The sequence below is a fragment of the Nostoc sp. genome (assembly GCF_036917675.1).
In the GTDB taxonomy this organism is placed as follows: domain Bacteria; phylum Cyanobacteriota; class Cyanobacteriia; order Cyanobacteriales; family Nostocaceae; genus Nostoc.
In genome coordinates this window covers 51,572-65,535 of record NZ_JBALCT010000058.1, presented here as the reverse complement: position 1 = coordinate 65,535, position 13,964 = coordinate 51,572, and the positions used below count along the sequence as shown (strand labels likewise).

Annotated in this window: 12 protein-coding genes; 7 read left to right on the top strand and 5 right to left on the bottom strand. The window is 42.2% G+C overall.

Features of this window, described 5'->3' with window-relative positions; genetic code table 11:
- Nucleotides 1–303: 303 nt before the first annotated feature.
- The 3 genes from V7K31_RS22085 to V7K31_RS22075 all read right to left on the bottom strand — a co-directional run bounded on the left by V7K31_RS22085 (nucleotide 304) and on the right by V7K31_RS22075 (nucleotide 5,232).
- Nucleotides 304–1,074: a hypothetical protein gene (locus V7K31_RS22085; RefSeq protein ID WP_335096846.1), complete on the bottom strand. Its 771-nt coding sequence runs from the start codon at nucleotides 1,072–1,074 to the stop codon at nucleotides 304–306.
- Nucleotides 1,075–1,453: 379 nt separating this feature from the next.
- Complete coding sequence (locus V7K31_RS22080; RefSeq protein ID WP_335096845.1) at nucleotides 1,454–4,246, bottom strand: GAF domain-containing sensor histidine kinase; 2,793 nt, start codon at nucleotides 4,244–4,246, stop codon at nucleotides 1,454–1,456.
- Nucleotides 4,247–4,761: 515 nt separating this feature from the next.
- Nucleotides 4,762–5,232, bottom strand: a complete 471-nt coding sequence (locus V7K31_RS22075; RefSeq protein ID WP_335096844.1) for an N-glycosidase — start codon at nucleotides 5,230–5,232, stop codon at nucleotides 4,762–4,764.
- 196 nt (nucleotides 5,233–5,428) lie between these two features.
- Here V7K31_RS22075 and V7K31_RS22070 point away from each other — a divergent pair, with 196 nt between their 5' ends.
- Both V7K31_RS22070 and V7K31_RS22065 read left to right on the top strand, forming a co-directional pair.
- Entirely contained in the window at nucleotides 5,429–6,316 is an 888-nt protein-coding gene (locus tag V7K31_RS22070; RefSeq protein WP_335096843.1) for a hypothetical protein, read from the top strand.
- 679 nt (nucleotides 6,317–6,995) lie between these two features.
- Nucleotides 6,996–7,607 (top strand): hypothetical protein, encoded by a 612-nt coding sequence (locus tag V7K31_RS22065; protein ID WP_335096850.1) that lies wholly within the window; start codon nucleotides 6,996–6,998, stop codon nucleotides 7,605–7,607.
- Nucleotides 7,608–7,812: 205 nt separating this feature from the next.
- Here V7K31_RS22065 and V7K31_RS22060 read toward each other — a convergent pair whose 3' ends face one another.
- Nucleotides 7,813–8,181: a Dethiobiotin synthetase gene (locus V7K31_RS22060; protein ID WP_334827551.1), complete on the bottom strand. Its 369-nt coding sequence runs from the start codon at nucleotides 8,179–8,181 to the stop codon at nucleotides 7,813–7,815.
- Nucleotides 8,182–8,390: 209 nt separating this feature from the next.
- Between V7K31_RS22060 and V7K31_RS22055 the strand changes: the two genes are divergently transcribed.
- The 5 genes from V7K31_RS22055 (at nucleotide 8,391) to V7K31_RS22035 (ending at nucleotide 12,403) form a co-directional block, all read left to right on the top strand.
- A complete protein-coding gene (locus tag V7K31_RS22055) occupies nucleotides 8,391–8,630 on the top strand; it encodes a hypothetical protein (RefSeq protein WP_335096842.1) in 240 nt (79 codons plus the stop codon).
- A gap of 12 nt (nucleotides 8,631–8,642) precedes the next feature.
- Nucleotides 8,643–8,843, top strand: a complete 201-nt coding sequence (locus V7K31_RS22050; protein ID WP_335096841.1) for a hypothetical protein — start codon at nucleotides 8,643–8,645, stop codon at nucleotides 8,841–8,843.
- Nucleotides 8,844–9,161: 318 nt separating this feature from the next.
- Nucleotides 9,162–9,407, top strand: a complete 246-nt coding sequence (gene psaC, locus V7K31_RS22045; protein ID WP_334827542.1) for a photosystem I iron-sulfur center protein PsaC — start codon at nucleotides 9,162–9,164, stop codon at nucleotides 9,405–9,407.
- A gap of 435 nt (nucleotides 9,408–9,842) precedes the next feature.
- Nucleotides 9,843–11,726: a glutamine--fructose-6-phosphate transaminase (isomerizing) gene (gene glmS, locus V7K31_RS22040; protein ID WP_335096840.1), complete on the top strand. Its 1,884-nt coding sequence runs from the start codon at nucleotides 9,843–9,845 to the stop codon at nucleotides 11,724–11,726.
- A gap of 101 nt (nucleotides 11,727–11,827) precedes the next feature.
- On the top strand, nucleotides 11,828–12,403 hold the full coding sequence (locus V7K31_RS22035; RefSeq protein WP_335096839.1) for a Uma2 family endonuclease: 576 nt from the start codon (nucleotides 11,828–11,830) through the stop codon (nucleotides 12,401–12,403).
- 67 nt (nucleotides 12,404–12,470) lie between these two features.
- On the opposite strand, the gene V7K31_RS22030 is transcribed toward V7K31_RS22035, so the two are convergent.
- On the bottom strand, nucleotides 12,471–13,640 hold the full coding sequence (locus tag V7K31_RS22030) for a PD-(D/E)XK nuclease family protein (RefSeq protein ID WP_335096838.1): 1,170 nt from the start codon (nucleotides 13,638–13,640) through the stop codon (nucleotides 12,471–12,473).
- Nucleotides 13,641–13,964 lie beyond the last annotated feature (324 nt).

Sequence of the window (13,964 nt, the reverse complement as noted above, 5' to 3'; positions counted from 1 at the left end):
CTTTCACCACTCCGACTCATCTTGTGCAATGCCTGTGAGTTCAACGGTCCAGAGAGAAAAACTTTTCTCTCTCGACAATTAATCCACCCTGCTAAGAGCAAGCGAAGAGGGGGCTATGATGTACTTCATGTCATTAGGAAACGCTATATAAAACCTCACCCCTGCCTCCGGCTTCCCTCTCCTTAATAAGGAGAGGGATTGAGGGTGAGGTTTGATCTTATATTTAATTACGCCTACCTACTTATTCAGAAACAAGGTGTGTTTCCCCTGCTCATCTTTGCCACTCCCCATCATCTATGTTGCTCAAAAAAACAACTTGAATCGTGCTAGCTGATTTTCAATGGTTCCTGTCAGGATTTTATTCAATTCTGCGGTGTCTTGAAATTGCAAAATTTGCTGTGTGGGTAAGTCGAAGGGAAATTGCCCTTGAAAGTCTGGGCGTTGCATTTGCGCTAATAAAATCTGTTCAGACCGCTTACTTTGGATGGCATAGCCAATCTCAATACAGACATTCGGACTGGAAATTAGTTGAGGGGTTTCTTTACCATCAATACTAGCAATGGGTGTGGTGTCAGCTATAAATAACAAACTCTTACGGATTTTTCGCATGATCGTGCGGTTAATTCGGATAGTAGCATCACTGGGACGAGAAGATTCTACTAATGTTAGGGGAAGGCGCGATCGCAAGTTTAAACTGTCCAAACTTTTTCGCAGTTCTTCTCTGAGAACATTCGTCGCTGCGGCATACTCAGTTTGAGAGGATAAAAAAATCGTTGGTTCTAACTGAGCCAATAGGGCTTGCTTCGTAAAATAAATTTCATGACTAATTAAGTCAATATTAGCGACGCAATAGCCACCACTACCTTCAATATAAAATTCAATATTTTCTCCTTCCAGATAGCGTCCAAACCAAGTTGATTCCTTAACTTCGTCACTTTCTTCTAAAAAGTCTGCTCGCAATGCTGATTTCAGCAGGCTCTTTTTACTTAAGCGAATGTCTGGCGGACGTTTTTCCAGTTCTGGAATCGGCTCGTAATCCTGGAGATACCACGCTCTGAGCGCAATAATTGACATAAGGCGCTATTTAAACTATTTATCACTATTCAACTTCGTATAATCTTACACCCAGAGGAGTCTCTATTTCCGACTTTTCTTAAGTTCTAAGTACAGAATTTCCGAAATTTGTAGCTTTTTTAAACGCAGAGGGGCGCTGAGTTTTGCCAATTTTAATTGGCTATGAACTTATGAAATTCTGTACTAAGGAACGTGGATAAAATAAAATGCAAAACTTCATCCTGTCTCCAGCTTCCCTCTCCTTTATTCTCCAGCTTCCCTCTCCTTTATAAGGAGAGGGATTGAGGGTGAGGTCAGCCAGGGATATAAATTGTATGTTATTTAATTCTTATTCCTAAGCATTGTGGGCATCAGTGTCTCTAGGCCTGAGAAGAGTCAACTAGTTAAGTATTTTACCTGGAGGTTTGATGGGAATCTCAATCCAGAACTCTGTACCTTTGCCAGGTTCTGAAATGCACTCCATTATTCCACCATGTTTTTCGACAATAATCTGATAGCTAATTGACAGTCCCAGTCCTGTACCCTTGCCCACAGGTTTGGTAGTATAAAATGGGTCAAAAATTCGCTTTTTCACCTCTTCAGTCATTCCAGCCCCATTGTCAATAATCCGAATCAACAGACGAGAGTTGTCTACTGAGAGTTTAGTAGAAATTTTGATAGTGGGCATTTCTACTGAGGGTTCCCGAAGTACTCGGTATAGGTTATACTCATTGTCCCTTTTGTCTGTTGTTCTCATTTCCTCATTGCCCATTCCCCATTCCCCATTCCCCATTCCCAACGCATCTATAGCATTGCTGAAAATATTCATGAATACCTGATTCATTTGGCCGGCATAGCATTGCACCAGTGGGATGTTGCCATAGTCTTTGATTACCTCAATGCGGGGAAATTCAGCATTACCTTTGAGCCGATGTTGCAAAATTAATAAGGTGCTGTCAATGCCTTCATGCAGGTCAACGCGCTTGTTTTCAGCCTCATCCAAGCGAGAAAAATTGCGTAATGACAGTACTATTGAACGGATGCGATCGGTTCCTACTTGCATTGAGGTGATGATTTTCGGGAAGTCTTGTAGTAAAAAGTCAAAGTCCATTGCTTTGATCGCGGTGCTAATTTCACTATGGGGATTGGCATAGTGTAGCTGGTAGAGACGTAAAATTTCTAGCAGTTGTTCGGTATAGTCACTGGCGTGGCACAGGTTCCCGTAGATAAAGTTAACCGGGTTGTTGATTTCGTGGGCGACACCCGCCACCAACTGTCCTAAGCCGGACATTTTTTCGATCTGAATCAATTTTGTCTGTGTTTCTTTGAGTTCATGTAGGGAATGCTCTAATTGGGCAGCTTGATTTCTGGATTCAGTTTCGGCATTACAGGTTTGTTCGTAAAGTTGTGCTTGTTGAATGGCGATCGCAGCCTGATCTCCTAGCTGTTGCAATAAATCAATTTCTGCATCCTCCCAATTTCTCGGAGCGTTGCACTCATGGACAATTATTAAGCCCCATAGTTCCATACCGATATTAATCGGAACTATTAAGTTTGCTTGCACTTGCATACTCTGCAAAAACTCTCGATGACAATCACTTAAAGCAGCTGTTGAAACGTTATTAATTGCCCCTACCCTGCCCTGAAAGGAGAGACGGCCATACTCATCAGGTAAGCATTCCGATGGTGCATTCAATCCCAAAACTGACTGCCAATTGCCATTAATCTCTTCCACAATCACTGATTTAGTCTTCATTTGGAAAATCAGCACTCGGTCTGAATTTAGCAGGGGACGGACTTCCCGAACGATGGATTGCAGGGTTGTGTGCAAGTCTAATGTGCGGCGAATATGCTCTGTGACTTGCTTGAGGACTTTGGCAAGCAGTAATGATTTTTCGAGTTCAGTAGTTTTATCTTTCACCTTCAATTCTAGGTTGACATTGAGCATCTGTATATGTTCATACATTTGGTGCTGCTCAATTGCCATTGAGAAATGCTCGGATAAGGCTTGTGCTAATAAGATTTCTTCCGGTTTCCACTCAGATGATTGCCCCTTTTTTTGCTCTCGCCAAAGCTCAAAGGAAAGCTGGGGTAACAGTTGTCGCCGATTTTCTTCACATCGTCCCGCCCACAAGACTTCTGTTTCAAATTCAGACCGAAAAATGCTTAATACACCAATAAATTTTTCGCGGTAATGTAGGGGAATCACCATAAGTCCGCGAATTTTAGTAGAACGGAATCCTAAAGCCAAAACTCGCAAACGTGGTTCTTTGTAGAGGTCATCGCTTGCCCAAACATTATTTGGTTTACACTCAGCCATCCAGTCTTGCCATACGAGATGCTGTTCGATAATACTGTCATCTGACTGATAGGGGAGTTTCGGCTGGTCGCCCCAGCTGTATAGTTCCCCATTCTGTTCAATGTAAAGCCTGCCACCTATTCCACCGAAACCAGTAATAACTTCTTCTAGCGCTCTCTGCAATTGGATTGTCGGTAGTTTATGCAATAGTGTGGTAACTCGGTTAATAGTCGCTTCTCGCTCTTGCTTGGCGTGGGCTTGAGTGAGGAGATTACTTTGAGCGATCGCAATTCCTACTTCGTCAGTAACTTCCTGCAATACTTTTAGTTCCCGCTTCAAAATCTCTCGCGGTTCACTGTGGTGAGCTACCAACAATCCCCACAATTTCGGCTTTGCCGATTGTTCTTGGAGGTCGGAATGTAAAATTGGCATTACCAACGAAGACTGCACGCCCATTGCCTTTAGGTATTGAATATGGCACGAGTCTACCTGCCGATAGTAGATATTACTTTCTAAATTTTTGCCAGATTCTATTGAGTGTAGAGGCGATAGCCCGATCTTCCCGTTTGGCACATCTACAATGCAACGTTGCCCCACTAACGAAAACATCTCTCTGGCGGCTTCTGGAATATCATCAACTGGGAAGTTTAACCCCAATAAGGATGGCAGACGTTGCTGATGAATAGATTCAGCAATGACTTCACCACTACCACTAGCATTAAAGCGATACACTTTCACCCGATCTACATCCAAAAATAAACGCACTTGGCTAACGGTAGTCGTTAATATCTCTTGGAGGTCAAGCGATCGCCTGATCTGTTTGATCATCCGGTGCAGTAAACTTTTTTGGACTAAGCTTTGCTCCAACTCGTTTGGTTTCTTGGTATATGTCATTGTTTATATACAGTATGACTGGAGTCTAATTTTTTTATAATTGTCCTGATAAGAACTTTCAACTTACAATGTTTATCTAAAGTTGAGAAAATATTAATCCGAGACACCTATTAATTCAGGGCTATTTCATTCTCATCTAGTCCGCCTCAGAATGAATTATGAGTCTAATAGCGAAAGTCGTCTAAAGACTACTGAGACAAGGTTATAGTCCGTTTTAACGGACTTTAGCTATGAGCCGCGGAACTTTAGTTCTGGGCGGTTTATGTTTAGAACGAAATAGTCCTGCCTATTAATTTTATATTCTCAATCATCAAAGTATTTCAGTGAAATCACTCAACTAATTTCTTCATGCTTGCTTTAAGAAAAAAAAATTTTTCCATTTTTTCAATTAATTCTGATTTTTTCAAACAAATAACTAAATTATCGGCAACTTTTTCAAATATTTTTGGCTAGGAATTTTTACTATTTCCTGTGTAATTGCTGATTTTATGTTGAATGTAACTATTTTGATGGAACTATTCGTAAATTACTGTTAAAGATAGTAAATTACGGATTTCTTCACGCACACTCATGAGAGTTTTACCTAGATGATTTTGACCTGCTTGATTAGCACCACAGCCCCAAAAAGAATCGGTTGGGGAGTTTTCAACCAAAATCTCATCGCCTGTCTTCAGGAGAACTTCTCTAATATCAGCATGAGTGAGAAACTTTTTGAGTACAGCTTTTCGCATAATTTGAGTTTTAACTAAATTCCAGTCTCGACGGAGTTGGCGATCGCTACATCTTCCCAAAGCAGCAGCTTCTTCTGGGGTGGCGGCGGCATGGATCAGGGGTATAATTGCCGCATCTGTGCTGCCGACAAACTTTTGGGCTTGATAATAATGCTCAACCGTTGGCCAGTAAGTACCCTGGATGTGGATTCCGTGGAGAGAAAAGTTAGAAAAACAGCCATATGGCTGCCAAACCTTATAAAAGTAAATGGTCATTTGAAAATTGCTCTTTTATATATCAACTTCAGGGATCTGAAAGTTTTGGATTCCAAAACCCTTGCACTTCGCCTCGCCCTCAGCCATGATGTTGCCAGAGGATTCGTGACTCAAATGACAAAACTGTAATTCAGAAATAGGGCAGGCTGTCATTTTGAGATGACTTAATTAGAAATATAAACTTTTGGAGATTTTAATGATCAATATTCGTCGAGTACTAGTCGTGACAGGGATTCCTGTTCTGGTTGGCACATTTGGTTTTATTTCACTCAATCAAGCAAATGCCGCTAATCAATTCGATCAAATTGCACAGGCGCAACTACCGCTCAACCAACCATCACAGAAAGAGCCGCCTCCACCCCGACCTGATTTTGCAGCAGCTGCGGCAAAGTTAGGAGTGAGTGAAACACAGTTAAAGGATGCGTTGGGAGTCCCTGCAAATTTTCCAAATCAAGGCGATCGCAATCAACGTCCAACTCGACCTAATTTTGCAGCAGCTGCGGCAAAGTTAGGAGTGAGCGAAACACAGTTAAAGGGTGCGTTGGGAGTCCCTGCCAATTTTCCAAATCAAGGCGATCGCAATCAGCGTCCAACTCGACCTAATTTTGCAGATGCTGCGGCAAAGTTAGGAGTGAGTGAAGCACAGTTAAAGGATGCGTTGGGAGTCCCTGCCAATTTTCCAAATCAAGGCGATCGCTATCAACGTCCAACTCGTCCTAATTTTGCAGCAGCTGCGGCAAAGTTAGGAGTGAGTGAAGCACAGTTAAAGGATGCGTTGGGAGTCCCTGCCAATTTTCCAAATCAAGGCGATCGCTATCAGCGTCCACCCACACCTAATTTTAAGGCAGCTGCGGCAAAGTTAGGAGTTAGTGAAGCACAGTTAAAGAATGCGTTGGGAGTCCCTGCCAATTTTCCAAATCAAGGCGATCGCTATCAGCGTCCAACTCGACCTAATTTTGCAGCAGCTGCGGCAAAGTTAGGAGTTACAGAAGCACAGTTAAAGGATGCACTAGGTGTTCCACCTCATCCTCCTCGCGTTGACAGAGCCTCTCCTTACCAAAATCGCCCTAATCTACCAAAATAGCTGAACATTATCTAGATTAAGGAAAAAATTAAATCATCCATTAATTCGTAGGTTTTTAAACCCATAGGCGCTTCGCCTTCCCCCAGGATAGGGACGCTGAGGTACGCAGAGTTCTTTTAAGAGGATTCGCTAGGAACTTGCGAAATTCTGCACTAAGCTGTTTAATATTTACAGCTATTTTCAGGTAAATAGACCACGCAGTAAGGGCACAGCATTGCTCATACGTGTCAACTTAACGTAAAAGCTATGTCCCGCAAAGAACTGAAGTTACTTGCTAATAGCAAAAGTAATCTAAAGATTACTAAATATCCCTCTTCTGTCACTTTCCCTAGATAAAAAGATATAACCCTTACCAGATAAGAGTTTTAGTCTAAAATAATCATTGTCTCCAACATATTAGAAAATAAAGGCACAAACCTAATCCCAGTCAGAGTTTTAAAATTTGCCTTTGATTTTTGTTTTCGGAGAGTGACAGAAGAGGGGTAACTTGCAATAACAGCGTTCCCCTTATTTTTAAAGCTTTTTTCGACTTGTGTGTACACCGTAGGTCTTGCAAAGGTAGGAGATTCAGCTTATCGGGGCGATCGCTGCGACGCATTGAAATAATCTTGCTGAAAAACGGGAAAACTATGGTTACTCCACTAATAGGCAAATTTTCATGAAAGTCCTGAATCGGAAAATGCTGAAAAAATCTCTGCTTAACTGTTTGATTTTGCCTTTTTCTCTAGCAACCGGGCTGTGCGTGGGAACGCTTTTTGATTCCCAAGCTAATGCTTTACCAGGACAAAGTACAGAGGAAGTAGGCGCCTGGATTAAAGCACATCCCACACTCCGCCCCAGCAGTGGGGAGCAATTATTTGTCCAAAAGACTGATACTGCTGCTCAAAGATTCAGTTTTCAAGCGTCGGTATTGCCTCCCGGTAGGATAGAATTTTCTAAAGACCGTGGCAGAATTCGCAGTGAGCGCATTGCCATGTATGATGCGATTAACGGTATGACATTTACGCGTCTCCAGGAATCATTGCGGGTAATTTATGGCTTGGAGATTTATCAAGACTACGATCGCGCCCAAGTCGTGTACCAGTATCCCAACCAGAAGGTAATTAACTTGGCGCGTTTTGCCGAAACTCCGATTCGGGAAGCTTTAAAGGGAGAATTACGAGTAGGCGATCGCTATGTATATTGGGTGGAAATTGCCCAACCCAAGACGGGCAAAGCTTTTACTGGTCAAATGACGGTTTTGCTCAAAACTGACCTAGATAAGTTAGAAAGTGAACTGAAAAATCGTTAATGGGTATTGGGTATTGGGCATTGGGCATTGGGCATTGGTTATTCCCCTTGTCCCCCTTATCTCCCTCATCTTTTCTCATTTAAAGATTACTGAATTAGTGTTCTAAGCTAAAAAATATCTAATTTGCATAACCGAATTAAACATAACTCTTGTGGGGTGGGCATCTTGCCCGCCCAGTATATGCAATTTTTATTTGTGCAACAGCTTATAACTTACCCAACCCTACAGGAGTTAGGGTTTGCCATATACCCGAAAAGATACTTTCAGATGCTAAGGAAATTCGTAGCAAATCTTCTTGCAGTAGTGGCGGCCAATCAACCCCGGCTTTACGCCCTGCCGCAAATAGCTGTTGCGCCTTAATGCTTAACTGATAAAGGGTTAAAGCCAGTTCTCGGTCTAGGTTATTTGCATCTTTGAGGGCTTCAAACACCACTTTCAATGCCAACAAAATCGAGGTGATCTGACCGGGTACCGGCGGTTTCCCCTGTTTCATACGCGTTAACAGCGCATCTGGGTTTTCCTCGGTTATGATTGTCTGATCTATGAGGAGTTTGCGAGCTGTTTCGTAATTCATGTAGTCAGTTTAGCGTAGATTTTGCTTCAGCACGAATACCTAATTAAAAACTCATCAAACTGGCTTTTGATTATTTATAGCAATCTCATTTGATTTATAAAAAGATAGGTGTGGGGAAAATGATGGGGAATTTGCGATGCTCTAGGTTAACCAGATAGACTGAAATATAATATCTTTGAAAATATACCTTCCTGGGAATCAGAAGCAAAATGATATCACCAAATTTACTAGAAATTGAGCGCTCCGTCCGTGCCTTGTCTGTGGAAGAACAACTTTGGCTGCTAGAAAGTATTGCTCGACAAATCCGAGAAAGTGAGTATACAAAAGATAAATTGGCTGATGCCAAAAATCCCGAAGAACAACTGGAAGTGATGGTTAGTGAGCCAAAGATTGCTACAGAAATTGCTGCTATAAGAAATGATGAATTTGCGATTTCTGAAATCCTCTGAAATGTAAAAATTATGAGATTGCCAGACTTAAAAAGTCAAATATACAAGTTATTGGTGAGCGATCGCTTAAAATTGCTGACTGCGATCGCCCATTCATTACAAAATGATCTCAGATCCCGCCCACCAGTACCAGAAGATATAGTAGATCGGATGACCGGGCTACTGAAAACAGACACAACACCACCAACAGAATTACTGAAGAGTCGCTCTTAAAAATAGGCATTAGGGATTAGGGGCTGGGAACTAGGGAATAGATAACTTTCCCATCTAATCTTTTGGATTGACTTTTGTTTCATTTATCTTTACGATTTAACCTCATTATGGTATATCAGTGGGGTAAATACGCTCCAATGATGTTGCTAATTAATAAGTCAATCGGGACAATCTCGCAAAAATAAATATCAAGGGTGTTCATTACATTGTTTGAAGTTATGTAGCCTTTTGATTACGGCCTATCAACCACTGCGGTAAACTGTGCGTTGATTATGATTCTTTCGCAGAGAAGAACACTCGGAAGGAGCGGCTTTTTCAATGTCTCATAACGTAAAAATCTACGATACCTGCATTGGCTGCACCCAATGCGTCCGCGCTTGCCCTACTGATGTACTGGAGATGGTTCCTTGGGATGGCTGCAAAGCTGCTCAAATTGCCTCTTCACCCCGTACAGAAGACTGCGTGGGCTGTAAGCGCTGCGAAACCGCTTGTCCCACCGACTTTTTGAGCATCCGGGTTTACCTGGGCGCTGAAACAACTCGCAGTATGGGTCTGGCTTACTAAAAAGCTCAGTGCTGAGTCACTGAACTTCTGATCGCGATGCGGGTCTACTGCTCAACCGTTCCTTCTAGAACGGTTGCCTTGTCTCCTTTGGGTATAAGGGAGAGGCGCAAGCCTTTGCGCCTCTCGGCACTGATATAGACCATCAAAAAAAGCCTCCGATCAGAGTTCTCGCTGAGTCCTGAGTTCTAAGGCAAAAGAAGTAAATCAAAAAAACAATTTCTTGATTCTTCACTCAGCACGGGCTAAACCCTAGCTATCCGCTAACGGAACTCAGAACTCAGCGCTCAAGAATTTTAAAGTTTCTTAATAGAAAGCATTTTTAGTAATACTTAGTGGCAGAGGGAGTAATTTACTCCCTTTTTTCTTTGCAAAATGTCGAATTTGTGCTAGGAACTATACTGGATTTAATCATCCTGAAAAAAAGCGGTGTGAACAATGTGCGGAATCGTTGGATATATAGGCACTCAAGCGGCGACAGACATCTTATTGGCTGGGCTGGAAAAACTAGAGTACAGGGGCTACGATTCTGCTGGAATCGCCACTATTTGGGAAGGTGAGGTTAATTGTGTGCGGGCAAAGGGCAAACTGCTTAACCTGCGTTCTAAACTGGAACAAATACAAACCCCTAGCCAAATTGGTATTGGTCACACACGTTGGGCAACTCATGGTAAACCAGAAGAGTACAACGCCCATCCCCACATGGATACGGCAAAGCGAGTGGCGGTGGTGCAAAATGGCATTATCGAAAACTACCGCGAGTTACGCGAGGAACTCAAAGGAAAAGGACACCAGTTTCTTTCTGAAACCGATACAGAAGTAATTCCCCATCTCATAGCCGAATTTTTAAAGAATCTTCCCCCCTCATCTACCTCATCTCCCTTCCTAGAGGCAATTCGCCAAGCTGTTAACCACTTACATGGGGCATTTGCGATCGCAGTTATTTCTGCTGACTACCCCGACGAATTGATTGTTGTCCGCCAACAAGCACCGTTGGTAATTGGTTTTGGGCAAGGGGAATTCTTTTGTGCGTCTGACACGCTAGCGATCGCTTCCTACACCCGTGCAGTGCTACCTTTGGAAAATGGCGAAATTGCCCGCCTCACACCTTTGGGCGTTGAGATTTACAATTTTGCTGGCGACAGGTTGAAAAAACAACCCCGGCTGCTCAACTTCAATCCTGGAATGGTAGAAAAGCAGGGATTTAAACACTTCATGCTCAAAGAAATCCATGAGCAACCAGGGGTAGTAAGAGCTAGTTTAGAAGCATACTTTAATAATCTTGGAGAATCTAGCGAATCGCCAATCAATCTTGGTTTACCTGCGGATTTATACAACGATTTAGAACAAATTCAGATCGTCGCCTGTGGTACCAGTTGGCACGCAGCATTAATCGGAAAATATTTACTTGAACAACTAGCAGGAATTTCAACTCAGGTACATTATGCTTCTGAGTATCGTTATGCACCGTCACCCGTGACGGCTAACACGTTGATTATTGGCGTTACCCAATCGGGTGAAACCGCCGATACCCTAGCAGCTTTGGCGATGGAAAAAGAACGTCGCCAGGGGAAAGAACCCAAATATCAAGCGCGACTACTAGGTATTACCAATCGCCCTGAAAGCAGCCTTGGTCATCTAGTATCGCATATCATCAGTACTCTAGCGGGAATTGAAATTGGGGTAGCGGCGACGAAAACTTTTACTGCCCAACTGATGGCGTTTTATGCTTTGGCATTGGATTTAGCAGCTCGTCGTCAGACAGTTTCAAAAGATATTTTAGAGAAAATTATTAACGGGTTACGGCAGATTCCCAAAGAAATTGAGGCAACTTTGGAAACTCAGGAACGTTTAACTGAACAGTTAGCCCACGAATTCGCCGAAACCCAAGATTTTATTTTTTTAGGAAGGGGAATTAACTTTCCAATTGCTTTAGAAGGGGCGTTGAAATTAAAAGAAATCAGCTATATTCACGCCGAAGGCTATCCGGCTGGAGAGATGAAACATGGACCGATCGCTCTATTAGATGCGAAAGTACCAGTAGTTGCGATCGCAATCCCTGGTAGTGTTTACGAAAAAGTTATTTCTAATGCCCAAGAAGCCAAAGCCAGAGATTCTCGATTAATTGGCGTGACTCCCGTCAACGATGGCGAAGTTGCGGAAATCTTTAACGATTTACTTCCTATCTCCCATGTAGACGAGTTACTTTCTCCCCTCCTCACAGTAGTTCCTTTACAATTGTTCGCTTATCATATTGCCGCCCGTCGCGGTTTGGATGTCGATCAGCCCCGGAATTTGGCCAAATCTGTAACGGTGGAATAGTCTATTGATAGAGGTAGTAGCGTCTGGGCGCTACTACAAGCCAATGGTTCATGATTTTTTGAGGACTACCTCAAAAAAACCCTTTATTTAAAAGTAGCGCGATGACACAGACAACTACAGAGCGTTTATACTCTTTTGAAGAATATCTTACTTATGACGATGGTACTGATAGCCGCTATGAACTGGTGGATGGGAAACTAGAACTCATGAATCCACCAACTTTTAGACATTTACTAATTTCTGACTTTATTCAGGATAACTTTAAGGCAGAAATCAATCGCTTGAGTTTACCTTGGCTATGCTTTAGAGAGGCTGGGGTAAGAACGGGATGGCGAAAGTCAAGATTGCCTGATGTTTATGTTGTCAGGGCTGAACAGGTGATAGAATTCCTTGATGAGTCTGCTGTTTCTCAGTCTGCGCCGATATTAGTAGTGGAAGTTGTCAGTCCTGATTCAGTGAAACGCGATTATCGGTATAAACGTTCTGAATATGCAGCGTTAGAGATTCCTGAATATTGGATTGTAGATCCAATAGAGTCAAAAATTACGATTTTATTGTTGTCAGAAGGATTATACGAGGAAAAAGAGTTTAGCGGGAGTCAGCAAATTGTGTCTGCAACTTTCCCGGAAATTGCGCTTACAGTTGAACAAGTTTTAGCTGCGGGTAATGTTGGTTAGAAAATAGCGGTGCTTAGGTTGGGCTGCGCCTACGCAGTTCCTGGTAGTGTATATGAAAAGGTGCTTTCTAATGCTCAAGAAGCCTAAGCCAGAGATTTTTGCTTAATTGCAAACTACGCTTCACAAATATCAGTATTGGATTAAATCTAACTAACTTAGAATAAACAGGAATAAAAGACAGCTTTTGCTTGTTAAATCTAACTGCTAATGTCCTTGCTGAAGTAAAAATTTCGGCTTCATACGCTTCTAGTGTTTCTTGGCTGGGTTGTTTATTAGAAAGCTTTTTGCCCTTGGTTACAGAGTAATAATAAGCTTCATGTACTGTTTCCCCAGGAAACAAAGTTGTACTAGCAAAGTGAATATATAGAGGGAGTTGAATATCTATATTAGCTTTACCAGATGCATCTTTGATACCCGGTGGTACTTGGGAACTAGTTTTGTAATCTAATAAAACTAAAACTTGAGGAGTGCGGTCTATTCTATCAATTATACCTTTAATATTTAAGCCATACCATTCTCCAGTAAACTTTTGCTCTACATGGAAAAACTCTGCCTCTGGTTGACGAAAATCAGGTTGCACACAGGCACGTTCTAAAACTGGTAAAACATCATCGTCTGGTAAAGTCTCACGTCGGAGATAAATTTGTCGTGCCTCTTCCAAACTAGCAATCGGTAAAGGTAGCGGTTGCACAACTTCCAGTTTTAATCGTGACAGGTAAGGACTGGGTAAAGTGACTTCTTTGCCAATCATCTGCGGGTAAGAAAAAGTCAAGCTTAGGGTAGGAGTTTGTAGTAAAGCGTAGAATGAAATTACCTCTCTTCGCGCTGCTTGTGCCGCATCCTCAAACTCTCTCAGCAAACTTATGTATGTTTGAGTTAAAAGAGCTAGTTGTTGAGTACGATTACTGCTAGCAGCAGCCAGTGATTCTAGATTGATTCCGGCACGCAATATAGCTTTGACAGCAGAGGATTGAGCGCGTGTAGTTCCTTCAACATCAGATGTTTGGATAACTGTACTTACTGCTGTATGCAGCAAGCGTAATGCGATTAGTATTGGTGCAACTCGAATACCTGCTTCTACTAGACTTCGTTTCGCCAGAGTTTCTAAGCTTTGGTGTGGTAATTTTAATGCTCGTGCTGCTTGTAGTGTTGGGGTAATTACCTTAAGAGAGGGATACTTAACTAACTGCTGGATTAAGTACTTATGAGGTAGGTTGAAGTAAACAAGTCGCTTCATTTAATTGTGGTTGCCAATTTTTGAGGTTTAGTTTTGGCTTCCCTATGATGAAAGTCCATCTTCCTTGAGTTATAACCTCAGTACTCATAACTGTCTATACATCTCATACTGGATGCTGAAGATAGATTTTGACTCTACCGATTTGAAAAAAGAATGCGACAAATACATTAGGTAGAGGCACAAAGCTTTGTTTGCGTCCCTATAATTGATGTGTTACAAAGATTTTTTGAAGTGGTATAACCTATACAAGATTAGCGGGTATAGTCATGAGTTTCAGCCAACGTTTCCAACTTTATCAAACAGAATTCAGGAGTCAGGAGTCAG

What these genes read in the sequence shown, in the direction of transcription:
- V7K31_RS22060 (WP_334827551.1), bottom strand. Translation starts at nt 8,181, where the DNA reads ATGAATTACGAAACAGCTCGCAAACTCCTCATAGATCAGACAATCATA.
- V7K31_RS22050 (WP_335096841.1), top strand. Translation starts at nt 8,643, where the DNA reads ATGAGATTGCCAGACTTAAAAAGTCAAATATACAAGTTATTGGTGAGC.
- V7K31_RS22070 (WP_335096843.1), top strand. Translation starts at nt 5,429, where the DNA reads ATGATCAATATTCGTCGAGTACTAGTCGTGACAGGGATTCCTGTTCTG.
- V7K31_RS22030 (WP_335096838.1), bottom strand. Translation starts at nt 13,640, where the DNA reads ATGAAGCGACTTGTTTACTTCAACCTACCTCATAAGTACTTAATCCAG.
- psaC (WP_334827542.1), top strand. Translation starts at nt 9,162, where the DNA reads ATGTCTCATAACGTAAAAATCTACGATACCTGCATTGGCTGCACCCAA.
- glmS (WP_335096840.1), top strand. Translation starts at nt 9,843, where the DNA reads ATGTGCGGAATCGTTGGATATATAGGCACTCAAGCGGCGACAGACATC.
- V7K31_RS22055 (WP_335096842.1), top strand. Translation starts at nt 8,391, where the DNA reads ATGATATCACCAAATTTACTAGAAATTGAGCGCTCCGTCCGTGCCTTG.
- V7K31_RS22065 (WP_335096850.1), top strand. Translation starts at nt 6,996, where the DNA reads ATGCTGAAAAAATCTCTGCTTAACTGTTTGATTTTGCCTTTTTCTCTA.
- V7K31_RS22075 (WP_335096844.1), bottom strand. Translation starts at nt 5,232, where the DNA reads ATGACCATTTACTTTTATAAGGTTTGGCAGCCATATGGCTGTTTTTCT.
- V7K31_RS22085 (WP_335096846.1), bottom strand. Translation starts at nt 1,074, where the DNA reads ATGTCAATTATTGCGCTCAGAGCGTGGTATCTCCAGGATTACGAGCCG.
- V7K31_RS22080 (WP_335096845.1), bottom strand. Translation starts at nt 4,246, where the DNA reads ATGACATATACCAAGAAACCAAACGAGTTGGAGCAAAGCTTAGTCCAA.
- V7K31_RS22035 (WP_335096839.1), top strand. Translation starts at nt 11,828, where the DNA reads ATGACACAGACAACTACAGAGCGTTTATACTCTTTTGAAGAATATCTT.